General features: G+C 65.5%; 24 protein-coding genes. 7 read left to right on the forward strand and 17 right to left on the reverse strand.

The genetic code is table 11. The features are described from left to right. Positions 1-71 precede the first annotated feature (71 nt). Entirely contained in the window at positions 72-230 is a 159-nt protein-coding gene (locus ACQY7X_RS06655; protein ID WP_428249073.1) for a hypothetical protein, read from the reverse strand. A 142-nt stretch (positions 231-372) separates the two neighbouring features. Here ACQY7X_RS06655 and ACQY7X_RS06660 point away from each other — a divergent pair, with 142 nt between their 5' ends. Further along, positions 373-1,164 (forward strand): class II aldolase/adducin family protein, encoded by a 792-nt coding sequence (locus tag ACQY7X_RS06660; protein WP_428249074.1) that lies wholly within the window; start codon positions 373-375, stop codon positions 1,162-1,164. Here ACQY7X_RS06660 and ACQY7X_RS06665 read toward each other — a convergent pair. The 3 genes from ACQY7X_RS06665 to ACQY7X_RS06675 all read right to left on the reverse strand — a co-directional run bounded on the left by ACQY7X_RS06665 (position 1,152) and on the right by ACQY7X_RS06675 (position 4,193). Continuing rightward, on the reverse strand, positions 1,152-2,054 hold the full coding sequence (locus ACQY7X_RS06665) for a putative 2OG-Fe(II) oxygenase (RefSeq protein WP_428249075.1): 903 nt from the start codon (positions 2,052-2,054) through the stop codon (positions 1,152-1,154). The genes ACQY7X_RS06660 and ACQY7X_RS06665 overlap by 13 nt on opposite strands. A 178-nt stretch (positions 2,055-2,232) precedes the next feature. Beyond that, a complete protein-coding gene (locus ACQY7X_RS06670) occupies positions 2,233-3,528 on the reverse strand; it encodes a hemolysin family protein (RefSeq protein WP_428249076.1) in 1,296 nt (431 codons plus the stop codon). Positions 3,529-3,791: 263 nt separating this feature from the next. Continuing rightward, positions 3,792-4,193: a RidA family protein gene (locus tag ACQY7X_RS06675; RefSeq protein ID WP_428249077.1), complete on the reverse strand. Its 402-nt coding sequence runs from the start codon at positions 4,191-4,193 to the stop codon at positions 3,792-3,794. A 107-nt stretch (positions 4,194-4,300) separates the two neighbouring features. Between ACQY7X_RS06675 and ACQY7X_RS06680 the strand changes: the two genes are divergently transcribed. From ACQY7X_RS06680 to ACQY7X_RS06690, 3 genes are read left to right on the forward strand one after another with little or no spacing between them, the layout of a single operon-like run. Further along, positions 4,301-4,912, forward strand: coding sequence for a TetR/AcrR family transcriptional regulator (locus ACQY7X_RS06680; RefSeq protein WP_428249078.1), 612 nt, complete (start codon positions 4,301-4,303; stop codon positions 4,910-4,912). A gap of 32 nt (positions 4,913-4,944) precedes the next feature. Next, the gene (locus ACQY7X_RS06685) at positions 4,945-5,334 is read left to right on the forward strand and encodes an MAPEG family protein (RefSeq protein WP_428249079.1); all 390 of its coding nucleotides are present in this window, start codon (positions 4,945-4,947) and stop codon (positions 5,332-5,334) included. 12 nt (positions 5,335-5,346) lie between these two features. Then, on the forward strand, positions 5,347-6,279 hold the full coding sequence (locus ACQY7X_RS06690) for a PLP-dependent cysteine synthase family protein (RefSeq protein WP_428249080.1): 933 nt from the start codon (positions 5,347-5,349) through the stop codon (positions 6,277-6,279). A gap of 181 nt (positions 6,280-6,460) precedes the next feature. Here the strand turns inward: ACQY7X_RS06690 and gltB are convergent, their stop codons facing one another. From gltB to ACQY7X_RS06740, 10 genes are all read right to left on the reverse strand, one after another. Beyond that, entirely contained in the window at positions 6,461-11,005 is a 4,545-nt protein-coding gene (gltB, locus tag ACQY7X_RS06695) for a glutamate synthase large subunit (RefSeq protein ID WP_428249081.1), read from the reverse strand. Positions 11,006-11,017: 12 nt separating this feature from the next. Continuing rightward, a complete protein-coding gene (locus tag ACQY7X_RS06700; protein ID WP_428249082.1) occupies positions 11,018-11,524 on the reverse strand; it encodes a DUF2059 domain-containing protein in 507 nt (168 codons plus the stop codon). Between the two features lie 12 nt (positions 11,525-11,536). Next, a complete protein-coding gene (locus tag ACQY7X_RS06705) occupies positions 11,537-12,982 on the reverse strand; it encodes an NAD(P)-dependent oxidoreductase (protein ID WP_428249083.1) in 1,446 nt (481 codons plus the stop codon). A 399-nt stretch (positions 12,983-13,381) separates the two neighbouring features. Further along, positions 13,382-14,344 carry a complex I NDUFA9 subunit family protein gene (locus ACQY7X_RS06710; RefSeq protein WP_428249084.1) on the reverse strand — a complete coding sequence of 321 codons (963 nt, stop codon included), beginning with the start codon at positions 14,342-14,344 and terminating at the stop codon, positions 13,382-13,384. Positions 14,345-14,447: 103 nt separating this feature from the next. Beyond that, entirely contained in the window at positions 14,448-15,320 is an 873-nt protein-coding gene (locus ACQY7X_RS06715) for an alpha/beta hydrolase (protein WP_428249085.1), read from the reverse strand. Positions 15,321-15,330: 10 nt separating this feature from the next. Then, a complete protein-coding gene (locus ACQY7X_RS06720) occupies positions 15,331-15,921 on the reverse strand; it encodes a Smr/MutS family protein (RefSeq protein WP_428249086.1) in 591 nt (196 codons plus the stop codon). Further along, positions 15,911-16,597 carry a LutC/YkgG family protein gene (locus ACQY7X_RS06725; protein WP_428249087.1) on the reverse strand — a complete coding sequence of 229 codons (687 nt, stop codon included), beginning with the start codon at positions 16,595-16,597 and terminating at the stop codon, positions 15,911-15,913. The genes ACQY7X_RS06720 and ACQY7X_RS06725 overlap by 11 nt, the downstream gene beginning before the upstream one ends. A gap of 1 nt (position 16,598) precedes the next feature. After that, positions 16,599-18,056 carry a LutB/LldF family L-lactate oxidation iron-sulfur protein gene (locus ACQY7X_RS06730; protein WP_428249088.1) on the reverse strand — a complete coding sequence of 486 codons (1,458 nt, stop codon included), beginning with the start codon at positions 18,054-18,056 and terminating at the stop codon, positions 16,599-16,601. Positions 18,057-18,059: 3 nt separating this feature from the next. Further along, positions 18,060-18,857: a (Fe-S)-binding protein gene (locus ACQY7X_RS06735; protein ID WP_428249089.1), complete on the reverse strand. Its 798-nt coding sequence runs from the start codon at positions 18,855-18,857 to the stop codon at positions 18,060-18,062. 40 nt (positions 18,858-18,897) lie between these two features. Then, on the reverse strand, positions 18,898-19,659 hold the full coding sequence (locus ACQY7X_RS06740) for a FadR/GntR family transcriptional regulator (RefSeq protein WP_428249090.1): 762 nt from the start codon (positions 19,657-19,659) through the stop codon (positions 18,898-18,900). 358 nt (positions 19,660-20,017) lie between these two features. Here ACQY7X_RS06740 and ACQY7X_RS06745 point away from each other — a divergent pair, with 358 nt between their 5' ends. Beyond that, on the forward strand, positions 20,018-20,884 hold the full coding sequence (locus ACQY7X_RS06745) for a hypothetical protein (RefSeq protein WP_428249091.1): 867 nt from the start codon (positions 20,018-20,020) through the stop codon (positions 20,882-20,884). Between the two features lie 10 nt (positions 20,885-20,894). Further along, positions 20,895-21,425, forward strand: coding sequence for an N-acetyltransferase family protein (locus tag ACQY7X_RS06750; protein ID WP_428249092.1), 531 nt, complete (start codon positions 20,895-20,897; stop codon positions 21,423-21,425). Between the two features lie 155 nt (positions 21,426-21,580). On the opposite strand, the gene mltA is transcribed toward ACQY7X_RS06750, so the two are convergent. Together mltA and ACQY7X_RS06760 are read right to left on the reverse strand one after the other, a co-directional pair. Beyond that, positions 21,581-22,810 (reverse strand): murein transglycosylase A, encoded by a 1,230-nt coding sequence (gene mltA, locus ACQY7X_RS06755; protein ID WP_428249093.1) that lies wholly within the window; start codon positions 22,808-22,810, stop codon positions 21,581-21,583. Between the two features lie 3 nt (positions 22,811-22,813). Beyond that, on the reverse strand, positions 22,814-23,467 hold the full coding sequence (locus ACQY7X_RS06760; RefSeq protein WP_428249094.1) for a Tim44/TimA family putative adaptor protein: 654 nt from the start codon (positions 23,465-23,467) through the stop codon (positions 22,814-22,816). A 260-nt stretch (positions 23,468-23,727) separates the two neighbouring features. On the opposite strand from ACQY7X_RS06760, the gene secB reads away from it, so the two are divergent. After that, complete coding sequence (gene secB / locus ACQY7X_RS06765; RefSeq protein WP_428249095.1) at positions 23,728-24,174, forward strand: protein-export chaperone SecB; 447 nt, start codon at positions 23,728-23,730, stop codon at positions 24,172-24,174. A 65-nt stretch (positions 24,175-24,239) separates the two neighbouring features. On the opposite strand, the gene ACQY7X_RS06770 is transcribed toward secB, so the two are convergent. Next, on the reverse strand, positions 24,240-26,336 hold the full coding sequence (locus ACQY7X_RS06770) for an ATP-binding protein (RefSeq protein WP_428249096.1): 2,097 nt from the start codon (positions 26,334-26,336) through the stop codon (positions 24,240-24,242). Between the last annotated feature and the right edge of the window lie 29 nt (positions 26,337-26,365).

The following is a 26,365-nucleotide window of genomic DNA, read 5'->3' on the forward strand; positions in this document are numbered from 1 at the left end:
AAATTCCGGCTAAGTCTTTTTCTTACATGCAAGATTTCGCCGGCACGGCCCTTCGCTAGTGCAGCATTTCCCTACACCTGTTGCAGGACAGCAACACTGCCGCATTTTTTGGATAGGCCCACAAAAACAATGGCTTGGGCCATTAGTATTTTTTCACAAATTTCCTCTTGCGCCGCACCATCGATATCGATACATTGTGCATCGCAGCAACGCTTCCCGGCTTGCTGCATGCCCTTCTCGGGCGTTTCCTCCCTAGACTTGGGCCGCAACGTTGTTGCGGCCCCTTTTTTTGCCCAAACGCTCCCTTCCCTTTGTCGGACAGCCGGCCCAGACTGGTCGCCAAAACAGGCCAGCTACAGGGAGGGCCAGAGCATGGGCCAGATTGCCAGCCTCGCCAGTTCGGGTTCCACGAACCGCCGCAGCATGTCGGATGCCGAATGGCAGACCCGCATCGATCTTGCCGCCTGCTACCGGCTGGTGGCGCTGTATGGCTGGGACGACCTGATCTTCACCCATATCTCGGCGCGGGTGCAGGAAGAAGGCGGCCACGAATATTTCCTGATCAACCGCTACGGCCTGATGTTCGAGGAAATCACCGCGTCCAGCCTGGTGAAGGTGGATATCCACGGCAACGTGGTGGATGACGAACCGACCGCGATCAATCCCGCCGGCTTCACCATCCATTCCGCCGTGCATGAGGCGCGCGAGGATGCCGGCTGCGTCATCCATCTGCATACGCCGGCGGGCGTCGCCGTCTCAGCCCAGGAAGGCGGCCTGCTGCCGATCAGCCAGACGGCTTTGTTTCCCTATGCCCAGCTGGCCTATCACGATTACGAAGGCGTGGCGCTGAATCCCGACGAGAAGCAGCGCCTGGTCGCCGATCTCGGCACCAGCAACGCCATGCTGCTGCGCAATCACGGCACCCTGGCGGTGGGCCGCAGCATCGCCGATGCGTTTCTCGCCATCTATGTGCTGGAACGCGCCTGCGCCACCCAGGTGCTGGCGCAAAGCGGCGGTGCGGCCTTGCGCGCGGTGGATCCGGCCATCGTCGCCGGCATCGCCGAAGCGGCGAAGAAAGTCACCCATGGCGGCGGTGGCGGCCAGCTCGCCTGGCCGGCCTTGCTGCGCAAACTCGACCGGACCGATCCGAGCTACAAAACCTGAGAATAGAGTTCAAAAGCCACGCAGATGCGCCGCTCATCGCCCCGGTTCAGCGGACGGGTCTCATGGCTGAAATGGCTCGGCATCAGCACGACGAGACCTGGCTGCGGCTGAATCCAGCGCTCATCCCAGCCATCGGCGGCCGTGAAGCCATAATCCGCCGCAGGCCCGACGCGCAGCCAGCCTGGCTTGTCCACTGCATCCGCATCCGCCACCACCGGCGGAACGGCAACGTAATAAACTCCATTGATCCAGCTTTGGGAGTGCAGATGCGACACGAGATGCGTATTGGCATCCGCCACCACGCCCCAGCCGAGCAGACCAAAGTTGGATGGGCGGCTGCGCAGGAAAGGATTGTCTGGATCGACCGGCAACCGCTCGACATAATCCAGCGCCATGCGCCGCAGCCGATCAAACATGCGGCGCAGCACCGCGCTGTCCACCTGTTCCAGATGTTTGCGACGCCAGCCCCTGCGGATCGAGCGATATTCGGGATGGTAATCCAGCATGTCGCCGCTCAGTTCCGCGGCCAGCAGGGGCAGGTCAGGATCGTCTGGCCCATGCAGGGGAGCTACGGCAAGAAACCGTTCCAGGTCCATCACCTGACGGGCCGCCTGTGGATTGCCGGCCCAGGAGGCAGCGCTGGCCAGCAGATCTAAGCTGCGCGGATTGGCAAAACCGGCATCGACCAGGGCACGGATCAGTGGATAAAGCTGCGACTTCGGCAGGACCCAGGTCAGCAGCTCGGTGAAACCGCTGAGCCATCTGACACTGCCGTCAATCGCCTGGATGCGGCAGCATAGCGCGGCGGCGGCATCCACCTGGCCCTGGAGCAGCAGAAAAGCCGCATGTTTGGCCTGCTCGACCAGATCGGGCTGCACAGTGGCAGTCATGACGCACTGTTCGGGACCAGTTTATGCATCAGCAGCACCAACGAACGGGAGTAAACTGTATCTGTCTGCAACGTCATGCAGCGTGCTTGCTTTTGGTTCGCCCAAAGCTGGAATTTATCGCAGAGCCACGCCGGCAGTCTACATGCTGTCGGCCCATGGCTTCCAGTCCTCCTGGCGGTCAGCCTTCCAGCCGCGCGGCGAGCAGCTTGTCGATGCGGCGGCCATCCATGTCGACGACCTCGAAGCGCCAGCCCTTCCATTGCACATGGTCGCCGGTCTGCGGGATCGAGCCGAAACGCGCCAGGGCGAAGCCCGCCGCCGTATCGTAATCATCCTCGTTGTCCGGCAGCGCGATGCCGAGCGCCTCGGCCATGTGATGGCGTGGCGTCAGGCCGTCGATCAGCCAGGAGCCATCCTCGCGCGCCACCAGCCAGGGCTCCACCGGGCCTTCCGGCGTCGCCAGTTCGCCGACGATGCTTTCCATGATATCGGCGGCCGAGACGACGCCTTGCAGCGTGCCGAATTCATCCACCACCAGGGCGATGCCGGTGGGCGAATGGCGCAGCTGCTCCAGGGCTTCCAGCACATCGGCGGTTTCCGGCAGCACGGGCGCGGGGCGCACCAGCGGCGCCAGTTCCAGCGGCTTGCCATCGATCACCGCATCCAGCGCATCCTTCACCAGCAGCAGGCCGTGCACATGATCGATGCCGCCATGGCCCGCCGGCAAGCAGGCATGGATCGAGCCGCGCAAGGTGGCCAACTGGCGCGGCAGCGGCGCATCCAGATCGATCCAGTCGAGATCGGTGCGCGGCGTCATCACCGAGCGCACCGGGCGGTCGCCGAGCCGCATCACGGCGGCGATCATGGCGCGTTCGGCCGGCTCCACCACGCCGGCACTCTCGGCTTCCGCCACCAGGGTCTTGATCTCTTCTTCCGTCACCTGCTCGGCGGATTCGGCTTTCGCGCCCAGCAGCCGCAGCACCAGGCGGGCGGAGAAATCCAGCAGGCTCACGGCTGGCGAGGCAACGCGTGCCACCACCACCATCGGCCGCGCCACCAGCACCGCCATGCGCTCGGCATTGCGCAGCGCGATCTGCTTCGGCACCAGTTCGCCGACAATCAGCGAGAGATAGGTGACGGCGGAGACCACGATGGCGAAGGCAACGCCATCGGCCCAGGCTTCGGTCCAGCCGAAGCTTTGCATCAGATAGGCGCTGAGGCGATCCGCCAGCGTGGCGCCGGAGAAGGCACCAGCGGCAATGCCGACCAGCGTGATGCCGATCTGCACCGAGGACAGGAAGCGGCCGGGATCGTTGGCCAGCTTCAGCGCCGCTTCGGCGCCGGCATTGCCCTGGGCGGCCAGCATTTGCAGCCGCGTCTTGCGCGCCGAGACCACGGCGAGTTCCGACAGCGCCAGCACGCCATTGAGCAGGATCAGCCCGACAATCAGGGCCAGTTCGGCTGACAGCGCCATCACGCGCTCCCGCGCCGGCACGGGCCGGAAACTGTATCGGAGAGGGGGATAATTCGGCGGCGGGCCGGCGGGGTTGAGGAACCTTCCGCCGGCGTGATTATAGACGCATCGTCGCTGGGCATGATGGCGGGAGTATAGAGGAACGCGGCGCCGGGACCAAGGCCCCAGGCTTCCCCGGGGTGAGCAGTTCGCCTTCCGGTAGCTGGCGCCGCCCCCTTAGCCAGGCGCCTCAGCGCCGGGCGGCCCGATCTTTCCCCGGCGCGTCAGCGCCGGGCAGCAACCGCCTCGATCTCGATCAGCCAATCCGGCCGCATCAGGCGCTGCACCACCAGGGCGGTGGAGGCCGGCTTATGCTCGCCCAGGAAGCGGCTGCGGATCGCATTCACGGCGCTGCGCATGGCGTCGTTCATATCCAGGCTGCCGGCGTAATACACCGTCAGCTTAACGATATCCTTGGGTTCCATGCCGCCAGAGCGCAAAACTGCGCCCAGATTGGCCCAGGCCATATGCGCCTGTTCCAGGATGCCGATGCCGGTGCGGCCGGTGGCATCGGTGCCGACCTGGCCGGAAATGAACAGCAGCTTGGCGCCCATGGGCACTTCGATGCCCTGGCTATAGGCCCCGGCCGGCGCCATCGCGTCCGGCGGGTTGTGGGATTTAAGCATTCTGCTCCCCCTCGACTATGGTTAACCGCAAGTTGCGCCGGATTCTGACTGATTGCAACAATTTATTGTTATTGACTGATCATTCCAGAATTTCTATTCTAGCAATCATGGCCAGGCCGAAAAGCTTCGATACCGAGGATGCGCTGCTCCGCGCCATGGACCTGTTCTGGCGCCAGGGCTTCCACAATACCGGCATGACCCAGCTGGTGCAGGTGATGGGCGTCAGCCGCCAGAGCCTCTACGACACCTATGGCGACAAGACCCGGCTGTTCATGGCGGCGCTGGAGCGTTACTGCGCCACGCTGGAGGCGCAGCTGCTGGCGCCGCTGAAGGCCCCCGATGCCGGGCTGGTGGCCTTGCACCAGGCCGGGCTGGCGCTGATCGATTTCCTGCTCGCCTTCCCGGAGCGGCGCGCCTGCCTGATGGTGAATTCGGCCATGGAGCTGGCGCCGCATGATGCCGCTGTGGCCAGCCGCGCCGCCGGCCATATGGCAGCCATGACCGAGGCCTTCCGCGGCGCCATTGCCACCGCCCAGGCGCGGGGCGAAATCGCCAGCATGGAACCGGCCGACAGCCTCGCCCGTTACATGACCAGCACCGCCAACGGCCTGATCGTTGCCGCCAAGAGCGGCGCCGACCGCGCCGCGCTGGCCGATATCCTGCGCCTTGCAGCCCTGGTGCTGCAGCCGCGCATCAACCCCGACAATCCTGTTTCATAACGCCAATCCTGTTTCATAACGGAGGAAATACCATGACCACCGAACTGACCATGCTCACCTATTCTTCCCTGCTCTGCCTGCTGCTGGCCTTCCCCTACACGCTCGGCTTCATCGTGCAGCGCGGCCTCTACACCGTTGCCGGCAACCGCGAGGATTTTCCCGCCGGCCAGGGCTGGATCGGCCGCGCCCATCGCGCCCATCTCAACCTGGTGGAAAACCTGGTGCCGTTTGCCGCCCTGGTGCTGATCGCCCAGGCGGCGGGCAAGAGCGACGCCATGACCATCGCCGGCGCGCAGCTTTTCTTCTTCGCCCGGCTGGTACATGCCGTGGTCTACACCGCCGGCATCCCGTGGGCGCGCACGCTGGCCTATTTCGGTGGCGTGATCGGCATGCTGGTGATCCTGTGGCGCATCCTGGCCTGATCTGACCGGCAGATGACCATGCTCGACTGCATCGGCGGCACCCGGCTGGTGCCGCTGACCGGGCTGCACAAGCCCGGCGCCGCGCGGCTGCTGCTGAAACTCGAATACGAGAATCCCACCGGCAGCATGAAGGACCGCATGGCGCTGGCCATGGTGGAGGCGGCCGAACGCGATGGCCGCCTCAAGCCGGGCGGCTCTGTGGTGGAATATACCGGCGGCAGTACCGGCGTTTCGCTCAGCTTCGTCTGTGCCGCGAAGCGTATTCCGCTGGAGATCGTCACCTCGGAAGCCTTCTCCAAGGAGAAGCGCGACCATATGGCGGCGCTGGGCGCCAGGCTTACCCTGGTGCCAAGCCCCACCGGCGGCACCACCAGGGCGCTGACGCTGGAAATGATCGAAGTGGCGCGGCAGATCGCCGCCAGCCTGCCGGGCAGCCACTGGACCGATCAGTTCAACAACACGTCAGTCTTTGCCACCTATGGCCGCATGGCCGACGAGCTCTGGCAGCAGAGCGGCAGCCAGATCGATGCTTTCGTACACAGTGTTGGCACCGCCGGTTCACTGCGCGGCATCGCCACAAAGCTGCGCGAACTGAACCCGAACCTGCATGTCACCGCCATCGAGCCGGTGGAATCCGCCGTGCTGTCCGGTGGCCCGAGCGGCAGCCACAAGATCGAAGGCACCGGGCCGGGCTTCGTGATGCCGCATTGGCGCCCGGATCTTGCCGACGAAATCGCGCCGGTGAGCAGCGCCGATGCCATGGCCATGGCGCGCCGCTTGGCGCGCGAGGCAGCCATCTTCGCCGGCACATCCACGGGCGCCAATGTACTCGTCGCTCTGCGACTGGCGGAACGCCTCGGCGCAGGCAAAACGGTCGTCACCATCGCCTGCGACAGCGGCATGAAATACCTGAGCACGGCGCTGTATGGCGCGGGTGCAACGTAACGGACTCACCGTCATACCCGCGAAAGCGGGTATCCCATTTCGGTATCAAATGAGACCCCCGCTTTCGCGGGGGTGACAAAAGCATGTGCCGCTGCGTAAAAAAAAGATGCCGGGTCTAGGCCCGGGCATGACGAAAATCAGGTCGTCATCGCCGGGCCTGACCCGGCGATCTCTTCGTCGTTTACGCCCGCTTCACTGCCTGGGCATCCGAGAGCGGATGCTCCAGGCGCGAGAGCATTTCCTTCGGGCAGACCTGCCAGAAACGTTCGCGCATGTTGTCCCAGTCGCTGAACATTTCGGCCGCATAGGTGGACTGAGTTTCGCGGATATGCTCCTCGATCATGCCGCGCAGCACGCCTTCCCAGTAGCTCGACGCCAGCCGCTGGTAGACCACGCTTTCATCATTGATCAGGATCGGCAGCGTGTTCTCCGGGTCGAACACGAAGGCCATGCCGCCAGTCATGCCGGCGGCGAAGTTGTCGCCCACGGCCCCGAGGATGGCGATGCGGCCACCGGTCATGTATTCGCAGCCATTCGAGCCGCAGCCCTCGATCACCGCGCTGGCGCCCGAGTTGCGCACCGCGAAGCGTTCACCGGCCTGGCCTGCGGCATAGAGCTTGCCGCCGGTGGCGCCGTAAAGCACCGTGTTGCCGATGATGGTGTTGCGGCTAGTCTGGCCGACCAGCGGCGAAGACGGCGCCGGACGCACCACGATCATGCCGCCGGAGAGGCCCTTGCCGACATAATCGTTGGCATCGCCGAACACTTCCAGCTTGATACCCTGCACGGCGAAGGCACCGAGCGACTGACCGGCCGAGCCGGTGAGGCGCACGGAGATATGGCCGGGCTTCAGCCCCTTCATGCCGAACTTGCGCGTGACATGCGACGAGAGCCGCGTGCCGATGGCGCGATGGGTGTTCTGGATATTGTAGGCGAGCTGCATCTTCTCGCCATGGCTGAACACCGGCGCCGCATCCTTCACCATCTGGGCATCGAGCGTATCCGGCACCTCGTTGCGGCCCTGCAGCGTGCAGTAGCGGGCATAGTCGCCGGCATCGGCCTGGGCCAGGATCGGGTTGAGGTCGAGGTCGTCGAGATGCGCGCCACCACGGCTGACCTGCATCAGCAGGTCGGTGCGGCCGATGATCTCATTCAAGCTGCGCACGCCAAGCGAGGCGAGCAGCTCGCGCACTTCCTCGGCGATGAAGCTGAACAGGTTCACCACCTTTTCCGGCGTGCCGACAAATTTCTGCCGCAGCGCATCAGCCTGGGTGCAGACGCCGACCGGGCAGGTATTGGAATGGCACTGGCGCACCATGATACAGCCCATCGCCACCAGGGCCGCCGTGCCGACGCCGTATTCCTCGGCGCCGAGCATGGCGGCGATGACGATATCGCGGCCCGACTTGAGGCCGCCATCGGTGCGCAGCTTCACGCGATGCCGCAGCTTGTTCAGCGTCAGCACCTGGTTGACCTCACTGAGGCCCATTTCCCACGGCGTGCCGGCATACTTGACCGAGGTCTGCGGGCTGGCACCAGTGCCGCCGACATGGCCGGAAATCATCAGCACATCGGCCTTGGCCTTGGCGACGCCGGCAGCAATCGTGCCGATGCCGGCTTCCGACACCAGCTTGACGCAGACCTGGGCTTCCGGGTTGATCTGCTTCAGATCGTAGATCAGCTGCGCCAGATCCTCGATCGAATAGATATCGTGATGCGGCGGCGGCGAGATCAGCATCACGCCGGGCGTGGCATGGCGCAGCTTGGCGATCAGCTCCGTCACCTTGAAGCCGGGCAACTGGCCGCCCTCGCCGGGCTTGGCGCCCTGGGCCACCTTGATTTCCAGCTCGCGGCAATTGGTCAGGTATTCGGCGGTGACGCCGAAACGGCCGGACGCAATCTGCTTGATCGCCGAATTGGCATTGTCGCCATTCGGGCGCGGCTTGAAATTCTCCGGGGCCTCGCCGCCTTCGCCGGAATCCGACTTGGCGCCGATGCGGTTCATGGCAATGGTCAGCGTTTCATGCGCTTCCGGGCTCAACGCACCGAGCGACATGGCGGCGGAAACGAACCGCTTGCGGATTTCAGTGACCGATTCCACCTGTTCGATGGGAATCTTCTGCCCCGCCGGCTTCAGTTCCAGCAGGTCGCGCACCGAGATCGGCGGCAGATCGCGCAGGCCCAGCGTATACTTCTTGAACAGCGCGTAATTCTCACTTGCCACCGCCGTCTGCAGCATGTGGATCAGGTTGGCTTCCCAGGCATGGGCCTCGCCACCACGGCGATAGCGGTAGATGCCGCCGACCGGCAGAGCCACCACATCCTGGCGGAACGCCTTCTTGTGCAGTTCCAGTACTTTCTTCTGCAGGCCATCATAGCCGATGCCGGAAATGCGCGACGGCATGCCGGGGAACAGATCGGCGACCAGCGAACGCGACAGGCCCAGTGCCTCGAAATTGTAGCCGCCGCGATAGCTTGAAACGACCGAGATGCCCATCTTGGACATCACTTTCAGCAGGCCGCCATCCACTGCATCCTTGTAGCGCTGGATGGCTTCTTCCGCCGAGAGCTTGCCGAGCAGGCCGCGATTGACGCGGTCCACCAGACTGGCTTCCGCCACATAGGCGTTGATCGAGGTGGCGCCGACGCCGATCAGCACCGCGAAGTAATGCACGTCCAGCGCCTCGCCGGAGCGGACGGTGATCGAGGTGAAGGTGCGCAGACCGGCGCGCACCAGATGGCTGTGCACGGCGCCGACGGCAAGAATCGTCGGGATCGCAACCCGCGCGGCCGATTGCGCTTCATCGGTGAGCACCAGATGCGCGGCGCCGCCACGCACCGCCGTATCGGCTTCCGAACGGATGCGCTTGATCGCATCGCGCAAGGCCGAGGGCCCGCCATCGGCAGCAAAGGTGATGTCGATCCGGGCCGTGGTGTTCTCGGTATACTTCAGCACCTTGGCGAGATCGGCGTTGCTCAGCACCGGGCTTTCCAGCAGCAGGATCTTCACCTGCTGCGCATCCTCGTCCAGCACGTTGGAGAGGTTGCCCATGCGGGTGCGCAGGCTCATCACCCGCTTCTCGCGCAAGCTGTCGATCGGCGGATTGGTGACCTGGCTGAATTGCTGGCGGAAGAAATGATGCAGGCCGCGATACTGTTCCGACAGCACGGCAATCGGCGTGTCGTCGCCCATGCTGCCCACCGCTTCCTTGGCGTCTTCCGCCATCGGCTGCAGGATCAGCTCCATATCCTCAAGCGTCAGGCCGGCGGCAAGCTGGGCGCGGCGCAGCGCCTCGCGGTCGAAGGCCGGGCCGGGGGGCGTCGCTTCCTTGATTTTGTCGAGCGTCGAGATGCCCTTGACCCATTCGCCATAGGGCTGCTCGGCGGCAAGCCGGTCCTTGATCTCGCGGTCCTTGAACAGACGGCCCTTCTTGAGGTCCACCGCGATCATCTGACCGGGGCCGACGCGGCCCTTTTCCACCACGCGGGCTTCCGGCACCGGCACCATGCCGGCTTCGGAACCGATCACCAGCAGCTTGTCAGACGTGATCGTGTAGCGCAGCGGACGCAGGCCGTTGCGGTCGAGGCCGGCAACGCACCAGCGGCCATCGGTGGCGCAGATCGCCGCCGGGCCGTCCCACGGCTCCATCACCGAGTTGCCGTAGGAATAGAGGTCGCGATGCGCCTGCGGCATGGTGGTCTTGTTCGACCAGCTTTCCGGGATCAGCAACGTCTTGACCATCGGCGCGGTGCGGCCAGCGCGCACCAGCACTTCGAACACGGCATCGAGCGCGGCGGAGTCAGACGAACCCGACTGCACGATCGGCTTGATATCGGCGGAATATTCGCCGAAAGCCTCGGACGCCATCTTGATCTCGTGGCTCTTCATCCAGTTCACATTGCCACGCACGGTGTTGATTTCACCGTTATGCGCCAGCATGCGGAAAGGCTGCGCCAGCCGCCAGGTCGGGAAGGTATTGGTGGAATAGCGCTGGTGATAGATGGCGAAAGTGGAGACGAAACGCTCGTCCTTGAGGTCGGGATAGAAATTGTCGAGCTGCTCGGCCAGGAACATGCCCTTGTAGATCACGCTGCGGCAGGACAGCGAGCAGATGTAGAATTCGGTGATATGCGCGTTGAGCACCGCCTTCTCGATGCGACGGCGGATCAGAAACAGGTCGCGCTCGAATTCGTTGTCGTCTTTGCCCAGGCGGTTCTCGATCAGTACCTGCTCGATTTCGGGCCGGGTCGCGTTGGCCTTCTCGCCGATGATGGCGGCATTCACCGGCACCTGGCGCCAGCCGTAGATGCCATGGCCGAAATCCAGAATCGCCGTTTCAACAATGGTGCGGCAGGTTTCCTGCGCCGACAGGTCGGTCTTGGGCAGGAACACCTGGCCCAGGCCCAGCTTGCCCTCGCCCGGCTCGAAGCCGGTGCGGCGCACATGCTCGCGGAAGAAATCCTGCGGGATCTGCACATGGATACCGGCGCCGTCGCCGGTCTTGCCATCGGCATCCACGGCGCCGCGATGCCACACCGCCTTCAGCGCCTTGATACCGGCCACCACCACATCGCGGCGCGGCATGCCGTCCAGCGCGGCCACCAGGCCGACGCCGCAGGCATCGCGCTCATCGGCGGGGCTGTACATGCCTTCGGCGGCTAGCCGCGCGGCTTCGGTCTTGAATTGCTCGATGAAGCTTTCGCCGGAATTGATGATGTCGGTCATGGCGTGAACTCCTTACAGATTCGTGATGCCGCGCTGGCGCAGCGTCTCGGCATGCTTCTCGATGGCGCGCTGCGCCACCTGCTGGCCCCAGGCCTGGCCCATCGCCATGCTCTGCTGCGTGATCGCCGGCATGGTGTCGATGGCCTTGCGGCCGACCGGGCTTTCATAAAAAGCGACGACCTGACGCAGCTCATCGGCGCTGAAATGCAGCGTGTAGAGCTTGGCGATCTCATCCAGCAAGCCGGGCAGGGCGGCCCGCATTTCCGGCAGGAACAGCTCGGTCACGGCTTTCCTGACTTCCTCCTGCTTGCCGGGATTGGCCTTGCTGAGCAGGTCGGTGAGCATCGTCATCATATGGCTCATCATCATGTCCATATGCGTCTGCATACGGGTGACAACGAGCAGCTTGCGCGCTTCGGCCAGGGTTTCCTGGTTGACTGTGGCCGGCGCGGCCTGCGCCCGCGCTTCGGCGGCGAAGCCGAAGGCGAGCAGCAGGGCGATAGCGAGGAGCTTGCGCATCGTCGTCGCCTCCTACTCGGCAGCCTGCGCGCTCGGCGCCGCCTTGGCCTGGATATAGCTGTGGATCGAGTCGGCGGCTTCGCGGCCATCGCGGATCGCCCACACCACCAGCGAAGCACCGCGCACGATATCGCCGGCTGCGAACACGCCGGGCAGGCTGGTGGCATGGCTGCGGGCATTGGCCTTCACCGTGCCCCAGCGCGTCACTTCCAGATTCGGCGCCTTGAACAGGGCGGGCAGGTCTTCCGGATCGAAGCCCAGCGCCTTCACGACCAAATCGGCCGGCTGATCGTAATCAGCACCTTCGATTTCCACCGGGCTCTGGCGGCCCGAGGCATCGACAGGCCCAAGCTTCATCTTGCCGATGCGCACGGCGGTGACGTTACCATCGCCATGGAAAGCACGCGGCAGGGTGAGCCAGGAGAATTCGACGCCTTCTTCCTCGGCATTCTTCACTTCGCGCATCGAACCCGGCATGTTGGCCTTGTCGCGGCGATAGAGGCAATGCACGCTCACCGCGCCCTGGCGGATGGCGGTACGCACGCAATCCATCGCCGTATCGCCGCCGCCGATCACGGTGACGCGCTTGCCTTTCGCATCCAGTGCGCCGCTGGTGAATTCCGGCACGCTATCGCCCAGCCCGGTCTTGTTGCTGGCGGTGAGATAGGTCATCGCCGGCACGATGTTGTTGAGGCCGACGCCCGGCGCCTGGATGTCGCGCGCCTTGTAGACGCCGGTGGCGATCAGCACCGCGTCATGCTTCTTGCGCAGGTCTTCCAGCGTGGCATCGCGGCCGACTTCGAAATTCATGTGGAACTGGATGCCGGCTTCGGCGAACAGGGCCGAACGGCGCTCCACCACGTCCTTCTCCAGTTTGAAATTCGGGATGCCATAGATCAGCAGGCCGCCCGGACGGTCGTAGCGGTCATAGACATGCACCTGATAGCCGAGCCTGCGCAGGCGCTCGGCTGCGGCGAGGCCGCCCGGCCCGGCGCCGATGATGCCGATGCTCTGGCTGCGTTCAGCGCCGAACGGCTTCGGCGCCTTGACCCAGCCCTGATCGAAGGCGGTCTCGGTGATGTATTTCTCGATCGAGCCGATGGTGACGGTGCCATGGCCCGATTGCTCGATGACGCAATTGCCTTCGCAGAGCCGGTCCTGCGGGCAGATGCGGCCGCAGATTTCCGGGAAGGTATTGGTGGCCGAGGACAGTTCGTAGGCCTCTTCCAGGCGGCCCTCGGCGGTCATGCGCAGCCAGTCGGGGATATTGTTGTGCAGCGGGCAATGCACCTGACAGAACGGCACGCCGCATTGCGAGCAGCGCGAGGCCTGCTGGTTGGCCTTCTCGGCAGCGAATTCCTGGTAGATCTCGCCGAAGTCCTTGGCGCGTTCCGCCGCCGCGCGCTTGTCCGGCGTCGACTGGGCGAGGGAAACGAACTTCAGCATCTTCTCGGCCATGGCCGGGACTCCTGGTCTTCGGGGGCGGCGATCCGCTGCACGGGGCCGCCCGGTATTCATGGGGCTGCCACCCGTGGGGTTGTGTGTGGGCGGCAAAAGCCCGCGCAGACACCCTGAAAAGGGGTCCGCCGGGCTTCGCCTATGCTTTTATTGTCGCGCGGAGGACTCCGCAAGCAAAAAAACACCGATAGGTCAGCATTTGTGACTAATAATTTTATTTCGCACCCTCAAGGGACTCCGGAGAGGGGCTGCGAGGGGTTTGCCGCTTTGGCAATATGGCCGAAAAGGTACTAATTTATTTCCCGGTATTCCGGTCAATACCCTCCAGAATACAAAGAAAAAGCCCGGCAGAGCCGGGCTTTGTACGCATACAATCAGCAGTCTTGGTCGAGCAGCCGATCAGCCGTAGCGCGGCTCGAATTTGCCGCCGCCGCGCCGGTAACGGTAGAGATAGGTCGGCAGCACGGCTTCCGCCGCCGTCGCCTCGATGCCCAGGTCCTGGAGGCCCTTGGCGCCCTCGGCCACCACGTTATCGGCCTTCAGCAGCTCGATCTGGTCGCGCGTGATCGGCGCCTTGAACGGCAAGGGGAGGATTTCCAGCACGAAGGCGAGCGGCTTCAGGGCCGCGCCCGGCACCGGGAGCAGCAGGCGGGATTTGCCGATTTCCTTCAGCGTGAGCTGCATCAGCTGCTTGAAGCTGTAGACCTGCGGCCCGCCGAGTTCATAGCGCTGGCCGGCAGCCTCGGCGCGGGTCAGGCTGCGCAGCACGGCCTCGGCGACATCCGCCACATAGACTGGCTGCATCTTGGTATGGCCGCCATCGACCAGCGGCAGCGCCGGGGCCATCGCCGCCATGGTGGCGAAGCGGTTGAAGAAATCATCCTCCGGCCCGAACACCACCGAGGGGCGCAGGATCACGGCATCAGGGAACTGCTTGGCGACACCGGCCTCGCCGGCAGCCTTGCTGCGGGCATAGCCCGACGCGCTTTCGGCATCGGCACCGATGGCGGAGACATGCACCAGCTGCTTCACCCCGGCATCCTTGGCCAGTTTCGCCACGGCTTCGGCGCCGAAGGCCTGCACGGCAGCGAAGCTCTGCCGCCCGCCCTGCTGCAGGATGCCGACGCAGTTCACGGCATAATCGGCGCCCTTGAGAGCGGCGGCGATGGAGCGCGGCACGCGGATATTGGCCTGCACCAGTTCCACCTGGCCGACCGCGCCCATGGTCTTGAGGAACAGGCCCTCATCCGGGCGGCGGATCGCCACCCGCACCCGCGCGCCCTGCTCGACCAGCTTCTGGACCACATAGCGGCCGATGAAGCCGGAGCCGCCGAAAACGGTGACGAGGGAGTTGCGGAGCATGGGAGCGCCTCTGCCGGAATAGCTGGGATTATTTAAGCCGGACTATAGCGAATCCGCCAGCCCAGCCAACCGTTTCGGCGCCAAAACCGGCCTATTTACTGGCCTATTCGGTGACCTGGGGCCGGGCCGCTGACTGGAAGATATAGGCCAGGGCCTCGGCCAGGCTGCCCTCCCAGACCGCCCAGGAATGGGCACCATTGACGATGCGCAGTTCCGCCGGCTGCCGCGCCCGGCGCAGCGCGCTGTAATACAGCGTGGCATGCAGCTCGATCTGGAATTCGTCATCGTCGCCCGAGGCGATGAAGGTGGGCAGGGCCAGCCCCTTGGCCAGGAAACCGGGCAGCAAAGCCGTGTAATTCAGCGCCTGCCAGCGCGCTGGATCGAAGGGTTGGCCGAACACATTGACCTTGCGCGCCGAGGAATTCTCCGGCGGCTCGGGGTTATAGATCGCCGGGCTGAACAGGGCGGCGGCGGCGAACATTTCCGGGAATTTCAGGCCGAAGCGCATGGCGCCATAGCCGCCCATGGATAGCCCGCCGAGCAGCCGGCCATCGCGCCGCGCCAGCACGCGGTAGCGTTTCTCGATGCCGGGCAGCAGGTCGCGGATGAAGGCGGTTTCGAGCTTCTCGCCGCCAGCCATATCGGCGGCATCGACATACCAGCTGCCCCCCGCCGAGGGCATCACCACCAGGGCCGGCGGAATGGTGCCGGCGGCGATCAGCCGGTCCATGGTGGCTTCCAGGTTGCCCTGGCCGAGCCAGTCGCCATCCTTGCCGCCGAAGCCATGCAGCAGATACAGCACCGGATAGCTCAGGCGGGATTCGGCATAGCCTTTCGGCAGGTAGACATAGGCCGGGATCGGGCGGCCCAGACTGGGCGAGGGCAGGTCGATATGCTCGATGCCGCCCGCCCGCGCCTGCGGACTCAGCAGCAGGAGGGGACTCAGCAGCAGCAAGACCAGCAGGCATCGGCGCATGGCGCGCAGTCTAGCGTTCCGGCCGCAGGCGCCGCAACAGCACGAAGAAGGCGCCGGCGCCGCCCTGTTCCTGGCGCGCCGGGGCGATGCCGAGGATCTGGTCGCGCCAGGGGCCGTGGCGCAGGTATTCCGGCAGCCAGGCACGCAGCACGCCACGGCGCTCGAACAGCGGCGGCGGCTCGGCGCTCTTGTCCAGACCCTTGCCGGTGATCACCAGCAGGCCGCGCTGGCCGCGTGCGATACAGTCGCGCAGCAGCCGGTCCATGGCGCGTTCGGCCTCGCGCAAGGTGAGGCCATGCAGATCGATGCGCTGCTCCACCGGGATGCGGCCCTGCACCAGGCGCTGCTTGAGCCGCCCATCCATCTGCGGCAACTGCTTCGGCGGCGCCGCTTTTGCCGGCCGCTTGCGCAGGTTTTCCGCCCGCGTGACATCACTCGGAAACGGCGCCTCGGGCCGCAGCACTTTCGGCATCGGCGCCAGCGGCGCGGGCACGCGGTCCGGCCCGCGCTTCAATGGCCGCACATCCTTGGCGACATGGCCCCAGGCCTCGCCATCCGGCACCAAGGGCTGCGGCTTCAGCCCGAGCTTCTTAGGCGGCATCGTCGATCAGCACGATATGCAGCTGGCGCGGACCATGGGCGCCGAGCACCGGCACGCCTTCGATATCGGCGGTGCGCGACGGGCCGGTGACAAGGTTGACGCTGCGCGGCCAGTTGGCAACGCCGCCGATGCTCTGGCGCAGCCGCGCGAAGGCATCTTCCATGCTGCCGGTGATCTGGCTTGAGCGCATCACCACGATATGGTTGTCGGGCACGAAATGCAGCGTCGTCGAGGTCTGGCTGCCGGAATGCAGCATCAGCGTGCCGGTTTCGGCGATGCCGGCGAAAGCCGGCGTGACGCTGACCAGATCCTGGCTGCGGCCCGGCCCGGTCTCGATGCTCAGCATCGGCTTGTCGGCCCAGGGGATGCTTTCAAGCATCGGGTTCGGCGCCATGCGGATGCTGGTGGGCAGATTGCGCTGCGCCAGATAGGTCGCCACCGCCTCCGGCACATCACTGGGCGTCGCCACGCGATCCACCGTCACGGTCAGCGCCGTGGCCTTCTCGATGAACAACTCCACCTGCTGCGGCTGCGGCAGTTGCGCGCGCTGTGGGATCAAGTTCGGCTGCGGATTACTGATGCGCTGATTGACGCGGCTTTGCGCGGCGGCGTCTTCCGGGCCACGGCCGAGGCCACGGCGCAGCGTGGAAAAAATCTTCTCGCGCGAGCTTGCCATCTTACTTGCTCCCGCCCGGCTTCTGCTGCTGCTGCTTCTGCCACTGCGCCATGAAGGTATCGCCCTGCGGCGCCGGGAAATCGCGCGCCGCCGTCCAACCATCCGCCAATGGCAGCGAGGCGAAGCGTCCCTTGCTCTTGCCGAGATGCCCGAGCAGGCCCATGCCGATCCGCGTGGCGAGGCGATAGAGCCAGGGCCGCTGCGCCAGCCATGCCCAGGCTTCGATGCCATAACGCTGCAGCGGCGGCGTGATGCGCTTGTCATAGGCCTGCTCGCGCCAATGGCGCATGATCTTCGGCAGCGGAATCCGCATCGGGCAGACTTCCTCGCATTTGCCGCAGAAGGTGGAGGCATTGGGCAGATGCTGCGCCGCTTCCAGGCCGATCATATGCGGATCCAGCGCGGCGCCGATGGGCCCTGGATAGACCCAGCCATAGGCATGGCCGCCGACCGAATGATAGACTGGGCAATTATTCATGCAGGCACCGCAGCGGATGCAGCGCATCAGGTCTTCCAGCGGCGAGCCGAGCATTTCGCTGCGGCCGTTATCCAGCAGCACGACATGGAATTCTTCCGGGCCATCGACATCGTCGGGCCGCTTCGGGCCGCAGGATAATGTCGTGTAGCAGCTCATCTCCTGGCCGGTGGCCGAACGCGCCAGCACGCGCAGGATGGTGGACACATCCTCAAGATTCGGCATCACCTTCTCGATGCTCGATATCACGATATGCATCTTCGGCAGGCTCTGCGTCAGGTCGCCATTGCCTTCATTGGTCACGATCACCGTGGCGCCGGTTTCAGCGATCAGGAAATTCGCGCCGGTAATGCCAACATCGGCCTTGAAATAAGCCTGGCGCAGCACGCTGCGGGCTTCGCTCACCAGCGTCTGCGGCTCGGTCGAGCGCTTGCCGGGCTTCACGCCATTCGGCGCATAATCCGGGTGATGCTCCTCGAACAATTCCGCCACCTGCTCACGCGTCTTGTGCAGGGCCGGGCCGATGATATGGCTCGGCGGCTCATGCGCCAGCTGGATGATGTATTCGCCCAGATCGGTCTCGACCGGCTGGATGCCATGCTGCTCCAGGAAAGCATTGAGGCCGATTTCCTCGCTGACCATGGACTTGCCCTTGGTCACGGTCTTGGCATCGCGCGAACGGCACAATGCCAGAATCGTCTCGCGCGCCTCGCGCGGCGTGCGGCACCAATGCACATGGCCGCCCTTGGCGATGACGGCCTGCTCGAAGCGTTCGAGATAGAGATCGAGATGCGCCATCACATGCTTCTTGATGGCCAGCCCTTCATCGCGCAACGCCTCGAATTCGGGCAGTTGCTGCGCGCTCTCGACGCGGCGGCTGGCCATCGGCCCGCCGATGATCGCCATCGCCTTGCGCAGGTTGGGATCGGCCAGCGCCTTCTTGGCATTGTCCTTGAACGCAAAGGAAGTGATCGGCATGGTCATGCTCTAGCGCTCCCCTTCAGCGATGGCCGGTGTATCAGTCATGCCGGCCAGCACTTCCGCCACATGGCGCACCTGTATGGCGCTGCCCTCGCGCTTCAGCTTGCCGGCCATGTTCATCAGGCAGCCCATATCGCCGGCCAGCAGCAATTCGGCGCCAGAGGCCGCGATCTTCTCGGTCTTGCGCCCGGCGATATCGGCCGAGACTTCGCCATACTTGACACAGAATGTGCCGCCGAAGCCGCAGCAGGTTTCAGCCCCTTCCAGCGGCAGCATTTCCAGCCCGGCTACGCTGCCGAGCAACTGGCGCGGCTGCGCCTTGATGCCGAGTTCGCGCAGGCCGGAACAGGAATCGTGGTACGTCGCCTTGGCAGCCAGGCTGGCGCTGACGCTTTCGACCCGCAGCACATCGACCAGGAACGATGTGAGTTCCCAGACGCGCGCGGAGAAGGCTTCGGCGCGGGCTTTCATGGCCGGTTCGGCGGCAAACAAAGCCGGGTAATGCTCACGCAGCATGCCGGCACAGGAGCCGGATGGCGCGACGACGAAATCATAGCCCTCGAAAGCTTCGATCACCTGGCGCGCAATCGCCGTGGTGTCCTTGCGGTCGCCGCTATTATAGGCCGGCTGGCCGCAGCAGACCTGGGCCTGCGGCACTTCCACGCGGCAGCCGGCATCCTGCATCAGCTTCACGGCGGCGAAGCCGACGCTGGGGCGGAACAGGTCCACCAGACAGGTGACGAACAGGGCGACGCGCGGCTCGGCGGGGCGGGTGCTTGGCGGGGTCGGGGCGTGGCTGGACATAATGCTGGTGCGGTCCTTGGGGCAGGCGGGGCGGGGTAGTCTAACTGGATTTCGCCAGATGTGCAGCGAGGCCCAGGCGGGCCTTGCCCTTGGCGATATGGCCGGCGAGCAGCATCCTGGCCTCGGCGCCATCGCCAGCGGCCACGGCCTTGAGGATGGCCTGGTGCTCGCGCTCGATATCGTCCAGCCGGTCCTCGTAGCGCAGCTTGGACAGCCGGGCGAGCTGCATGGTTTCACGCAGGCCGCGGCCGACATACTGGGCGAAGCGCGCCAGCACCGGGTTGCCCGATGCCTGGGCCAGCGCCTCATGGAAGCGGATATCCTCGGCCAGCCCCAGCCCGCCGGCCTCGATGGCCTGGCGCATATCGGCCAGGGCCTGGCGCATGGCAGCCAGGTCCGCCTCGGTATGGCGCAAGGCGGCCAGTTCGGCGCAATCACATTCGATCAGGGTGCGCAGTTCCAGCAGATGGGCATCCACCGCCGGGGGCAGGCGGAAACCGTTTTTGCCGCTCGCCGGCGCCGCCGCATCGGGCTTGCGTCCCGGCCCGGACGGGGCCGCTTCTTCCGGCGCAGCGACAAAAGCGCCCTTGCCCTGGCGGGTGGTGAGATAGCCTTCCGCCTTCAGCCGCGCGATGGCCTCGCGCACCACGGCACGGCTGACCCCGAAGCCGGCGGCCAGGGCCTTTTCCGCCGGCAGCCGGGCATGCACCGCCCATTCGCCGCTGACGATGCGGGCCAGCAGGGCGGCGGCGACATCATCGGCCAGGGATGGCGCACGCGGGATGGCTTTCAACTCAGTCATGGTCTGGTTGTCGGACAACTAGATTAAAAAATCAAGTATTTTTAATGATGTGACACAGGCAGGTATCGTGCTGAAGGGCGATTGCCGCTCCCGGGAAAGCCAAGCCAGCCTAGCCGGATCAGGGGCTGATCAAGCCGGATCGGGGGCGGTTTTTCGCCACAAGCCGCGAGACACCGCCAGTATCGCTGCGTAAGATAAGCACAAGCGGGTTCAGGCGATTCGCCCTGCAAAACCGCACCGCATTTGCCCTCCAGATTTGTCCTCCAGCCGACTTTTCATGCCGCACCAATTACCCATGCCTCACCCCCGCAACCCCCGGCGCCCCGCCTTGTTCCTGGCGCCCCTGTTGCTCGCGCCCATGTTGCTCGCGGTTGCCCTGCTGCTGGGCATTGCCCTTGCCGGCTCCCCGGCCCAGGCGCAGCAGGCACCGGCGGGCGCTCCTGCCCCTGCCCAGCCTTCGGCGCGCAGCGGCCCGAGCGACGACGCGATCTATGATTTCCTCTCCGTCGCCCTGCCGGCGCTGGAAACCTGGCATGGCAACCTGAAGGCCCAGGCGGCGCATGATGCCGAAAGCCTGGCGGCGCAGCGCCAGGGCAACTGGTTGCTGGGGCTGCTGCTGGTGATCCTGCTCGGCGGCTTCGCGGTGGCGGCCTGGTTCGCCAGCCAGTTGCTGCAACAGCGCCAGGCGGCAGAGCGCAATGCCGCCAAGATCGCCCAGGCGGCACTGGATGCCAGCGCCCGCGAGAACCGCGCCTATCTGGCGGTGGAGCCGGCGGGCCTGGGCAATTTCGGCGCCTATATGCTGGTGGCCGGGCAGTTCACCATCCTCAATCATGGCCGCTCGCCGGCGCTGCGGCTGCGCCAGAGCGCGGCGCTGAAGGTGCTGCCCTATCCGCTGCCCGAGGACCAAGCCTTCCCCGCGCCGGAGGATTGGCCGGCGCCGGACCTGCCGCTGCCGGGCCTCGGCTCAGGCGCCAGCCTGCGCAGCCAGGCGCCGGGCGGGCCGTTCCCGCCCGACATGCTGGCCGCCCTGATCGAGGGCCAGCAGAACCGGCTCTACCTGATCGGCAGCATCGCCTATGAGGATGTGCATGGCGGGTCGCACGAAACCCGTTTCTGCCACGCGCTGCGCTTCGACAATGCCGCCGATCTGGCGCGCGCCATCCGCGCCGAGCAGGCAGTGAACTACAAGGCCAGCTTCGACCGGCTGGCGCTTTACGACTGAGGGAAACTGCATGCCGATCCTGCGCCCCGCCCAGAGCAATGACCTGCCGGAAATCCAGTCGATCTACGCCCATCACGTCTCCAATGGCCTCGCCTCCTTCGAGGAGGAAGTGCCGGACCTGGCCGAGATGACGCGGCGCTTCGATACCCTGCGCGCGGCGGGCTATCCCTATATCGTCGCCGCCGAGGGTGCCGGCGGGCCGGTGCTGGGCTATGCCTATGCCGGACCCTACCGGGCACGGCGCGCCTACCGCTTCACGGTGGAGAATTCGATCTATATCCGCCAGGAGATGCGGCGCGGCGGCCTCGGCCGGCTGCTGCTGCCGGCGCTGATCGAGGAAAGCGCGGCGCGCGGCTACCGCCAGATGATCGCGGTGATCGGCGACAGCGCCAATGCCCCCTCCATCGGCCTGCATGCCGCCTTCGGCTTCAAGACCATCGGCACCCTGCCGAGCATCGGCTTCAAATTCGGCCGCTGGGTCGATTCCGTGCTGATGCAGCGCAGCCTCGGCGCCGGCGACAGCGAACCGCCGAAGGATTGAGGGGCGCAGCCTTATGCCGTCACCCTCGCGCAGGCGAGGGTCCCATTTCACCTAAACAAATGGGATGCCCTGTAAGCGCGCGAACGCTAAAGGCGTTCGTGGGCGCACAGGCCCGAAGGGGGCGCCGGCATGACACCGGTACGATTTATGATGCTTTACGAAACCCCGAGCCGGGCCGCAGCGGCCTTGGGCAGCAGGAACCAGTAGCGGCCGGGATGCTTCATGCGCCCGGCGATGGCTTCGGCCGCCGCGCCATGGCCCCAGAACACATCGCCGCGCACACCGCCCCGGATGGCGCCGCCGGTATCCTGCGCCACCATCAGGCGGTTGAGCGGCTGTTCGGCATAAGGCGCTTCCGCCGCCGGATAGCCCGCCGCAAGCCAGAGCGGCAGGCCCATGGCGACATGGCTGCGGTCGACGGCCAGGGAACGGCCGGGCCGCAGCGGCAGGCCTTGCGCGCCGGGCGGACCTGCGGTGGGGTCGGCGGGAGCGGGGAGTTCACGGAAGAAGATGAAGGCGCGGTTCTCGCGCAGCAAAGCCGGGGCCTTGTCCGGGTGGGCGGCGAGCCAGGCGCGCAAGGCGGGCATCGAGACTTCCTCGCGCGTCATCACGCCCTGGTCGATCAGCACGCGGCCAATCGCCGTGTAGACATGGCCGTTCTGGCCGGCGAAGCCGACACGCATGACGCCGCCTTCGGCCAGCTCGATGCGGCCCGAGCCCTGGATCTGCAGGAAGAAGGCCGCCACCGGATCGGCCGCCCAGGCGAGTTCCAGGTTGCGGTTGGCGAGTGCGCCGGCCTCGATGCCGGCGCGGTCGTCATAGGGTTTCAGGAAACCGCCCTCGACCCGCCCAGCCGTGCGCTGGCCGCGCCATTCCGGCTTGAACAGCCCGAGATCGACCTGCACCAGATCGGGCGGCAGCTTGTAGAGCGGCACGTCATAGCCCGGGCGGCGCTGGCGGCTGCCTTTCAGGCTCGGTTCGTAATAGCCGGTGAACAGCCCTTCCGCCTTGCCATCGCCCAGCACCGCGACGGGCTGCAATTCGGCCTCGATCAGGCGGCGCAGACCGGCGCCGTCATTGGCTGCCAGCCGGGCGATGCCGGTGCAGAAAGCCTGCCATTCCTCCGGCTTGCCATAGACCGCGAAGCCATCCGGCCCGGCCTTGCCGCGCTGCGCGGTAATGCGCGGGCAGGAATCCTTGAGCGCCGCATGGGCTTCTTCCAGGCGATCGGCCTGCCAGCCGGGCAGGTCGGCGAAGCTGGCGGCGCGGAAGGCAATGGCCGGCGGTTTCGGCGGTTCAGGCGCGGGTGCCTTGGGCGCACAGGCTGCCGCCAGTATCGCAATGGGCAGCAGCAGGCCGAGCGGTAGGGCGCGCCGGGCCGGCATCAATCAATTCGGGCTGGCAGTGGCGATCAGGGTCCAGTTCGGATCGCGCGAACGGGTATCGCGGGCGAAGGTCCAGATATCGGTGACCTGCTCCACCGCCTGCGGATCGCCGGCAATCAGCCCGCCGGTACGGTCGCGGGTGGCGCTGATCAGCTCGCTCTCGAAGCGCACGGTGACTTCCGCCGTACGGCCATTCAGCGCGGTTTCCACGATCTCGGCATTCTTCAGGCCGACGAAGGTGGTTTCCTGGGTATGGCCCTGGCGGGCGCGGTCGTCGATCACCTTCTCGAAATCGCCGAACACTTCGCGCGACAGCATGCCCTTGAGCGTCGGCTTGTCGCCGGCGGCGAAAGCGCCGACGATCGCTTCATAGGCCCAGGCGGCGCCTTTGAGGAACTCATCGCCGGCGAAGCTGGGATCGGCAGCGCGGATGCGGGCGATCTTGGGATCGGCGGCATCGGCCGGTTCGGCTTCCGCATCGCGGCGCGGCAGGGCGATTACATTATCGCCGGTATCGGCGGCGCTTTCAGCGGGCGCGCGGCGCTGCTGCTCATGGCCGGTACGCTGGCCGAGCACGGAACGCAGCCGCAGCGCGATGAACACGGCAATCGCGCCGAGCAACAGGATATCGAGGAATTGGAAACCGCTGTCACCCATGATGCCCAAGTCTGCCTAGTTCACTGTCTGCCGGATTCACTATCTGCCTAGTTCACGGGAAGTCTATCTACTTCGCCTGCCCCGGTCCAGGCGGGGTTGCCTCCAGATGTAGGCATTGAACCGGGTTTCGCCAAGGGGCGGAATGGTGGAAAAGCCAGGGAAAAACCGCATCCGAAGAGACGCCCGCACTCGCCCGGGGTGCCTTGTGACGCCCTCCGATTCATGTTAGCCGTCTCGCCTTCAACCTGGAGAACAAGTCGATGAGCGAAGCAGTCGAGCAGGCGCCGCGTTTCAGCGTCAATGTGCAGTATGTGAAGGACCTGTCCTTCGAACACCCGATGGCGCCCCGCACCTTCACCATCAACGAAGCGCCGCAGATCGGCGTCAATATCGGCACCCAGGCGCAGCGCGTCAGCGACGACCTGTTCGAGGTGGTGCTGCGCGTGCTGGTGGAAGCCAAGCATGGCGAGGAAAACGCCTTCGTCGCCGACCTGCATTATGCCGGCCTGTTCACGCTGCAGAACATCCCGGAAGAGCATGTCGAGCCGCTGCTGCTGGTGGAGGCGCCGCGCCTGCTGTTCCCGTTCGCCCGCCGCATCATCGCCGATGTGACCCGCGATGGCGGCGTGCCGCCGCTGATGCTGGACCCGATCGATTTCGTGGCGCAGTACCAGCGCAGCAAGGAAGCTGCTGCCGGCACGGCATAAGCCTGACCCCACAAACCGCCGCCTCCCGGGATCACCGGGGGCGCGGCGGTTTTATTTTCAGAAATTCAGGTGGCCGGCGCCAGGGCGCCGAGCAGATCCTTGATGATCAGCGGCTTGGCCACCACGCCCTGGAAGCCGGCGCTTTCATAGCGCAGCACGGCTTCCGGCATCACATCGGCGGTCATCGCCAGGATGCGGGCGCGCGCGGTGCCGGGCAGCTTGCGCAGGGCGCGCAGGGTTTCAAACCCATCCATCCCCGGCATGTGGATATCGAGCAGCACGCTGTCGAAGCTGGTGCCGCGCGCCGCCACCACCGCCGCCTCGCCGCTTTCCACCAGGGTGAGATCGAAGCCGAAGGGCAGCAGCAGGGCCTGCAGCGTGCGGCGGTTGACCAGGTTGTCATCGACGCAGAGCAGCTTCGCCGGGCTGGAAAGGGCAAGTTGCGCCACCGCCGGGGCCGGCACCGGCTCCGCCTCGGCCTGCTGTGTCACGGCTTCCTGCCAAGGCAATTCGACCCAGAACAGTGCGCCGCGATCCTTTTCACTGCTGCAGCCGATGCGGCCGCCAAGCAGTTCCACCAGCCGCTTGGTGATGGCAAGGCCAAGGCCGGCGCCACCGAAGCGGCGGCTGATCGAGGCATCTTCCTGGGTGAAGCGATCGAAGATATGGGCCTGGGCCTCCGGCGCGATGCCGGGGCCGCTATCAGCCACTTCCAGGCGCAGCATCGGCAGGCCGGCCGGGCCGCTGCTGCGGCTGACGGCGACGCGGACATAGCCGTGCGTGGTGAACTTGACCGCGTTGCCGATCAGGTTGACCAGGATCTGGCGCAGCCGTGCCTCGTCACTGACCACGCCATCGGGCAGGCCATCGGCAACCAGCAACTGGAAATCCAGTCCCTTGGCCTGCACGGCGGAAGCAAACAGCGCCTCGATATGGCGCAGCACGGCGGCGATGCTCAGCGGCGCCGCCGTCAATGCCAGCTTGCCGGCTTCAAGCCGCGAGTAATCCAGCACATCATTCAGCACCGCCAGCAGGCTGGCGGCGCTTTCGGTGATGATCTCCGCCGCCTCGCGCGCATTGGTCTGCAATGGCATCGCCTGCAATGCCTGCGCCATGCCCAGCACGCCGTTCATCGGCGTGCGGATTTCGTGACTCATGGTGGCGAGGAATTCGCTTTTCGCCGCCGCCAGCCGCTCGGCCCGCGTCGTCTGCTCCTGCAACTGCACATTCAGCGAGGCAAGCGAGGCATTCTTGCGTTCCTCGATCTCGATCCGCCGCCGTGCCTGCCAGGTGGCCAAAGCCGCCAGCAGCACGGTGGCAACGGAGGCAATGCTGACCAGCCAGGCCAGGCTGCGCCAGTTGCGCAGGGCTTCATCCTGCGAGCGCGACGCCGCCAGCACCAAGGCGCCACCATAGATCCGGCGCACGGCGGCGAAGCGCGTGCTGCCATCGAAACTATTGGCGGCAACACCGCTGAAACTGCCGAGGCTGGGATCGCGGCTCATGACCCGATACGCCGGGGCATCGGGATAGGATTGGCCGATTGCAGCTTCGCGCCAGGGATGGCGCGCGATAAGGCGGAACCTCTCGTCCAGCAGCGAGACGAAATCACCCTCCGTGATGCCGTTGGCGAAATCCTTGGCGATCTGCGCCGGGTCGATCACCGAGGTGACGACACCGACCAGCGTGCCGGTATCGTCGCGCAGCGGCACGCCCATGCCGATCTGCCACTGGCCATCATAATTGTTGCGCACCGGGCCACCGATGCGCGAAGCAGCGGTGCCGCCCTGGATGAAGTAGGAAATGTATTCGCGGTCGGCCAGGGTGATCTGCGGCGGCGGGTAGCTGCGCGAGGAATGCGTGACGCGGCCCTGCAGGTCCACCATGCCGATGGCACGCACCTGCGGCAGCTCGTTTTCCAGGCGTTTCAGTTCGGCATGGAAGCGTTCCGGCTGCCCATCCAGCAGGCGGTAAAGCAGGCCGGCCTTTTCCATCGAATAGCGAATGGCGTCGAGCGTGCTTTCCAGATCCTGGCCATGGATGCGCGCCAGGCGCTCCATCACCGCCACCTCGTCGCGCTCGGCCTCGCCGCGCAATTCGACATGCACATAGTAATTCAGCGCCACCGCCAGGGCGACGATAGCCAGCAAGGCATAGTTCAAGATTGAATGCGCGCGGCGCATCGCGGCTA

The sequence above is a fragment of the Ferrovibrio sp. genome (assembly GCF_965278975.1).
Classification (GTDB): domain Bacteria; phylum Pseudomonadota; class Alphaproteobacteria; order Ferrovibrionales; family Ferrovibrionaceae; genus Ferrovibrio.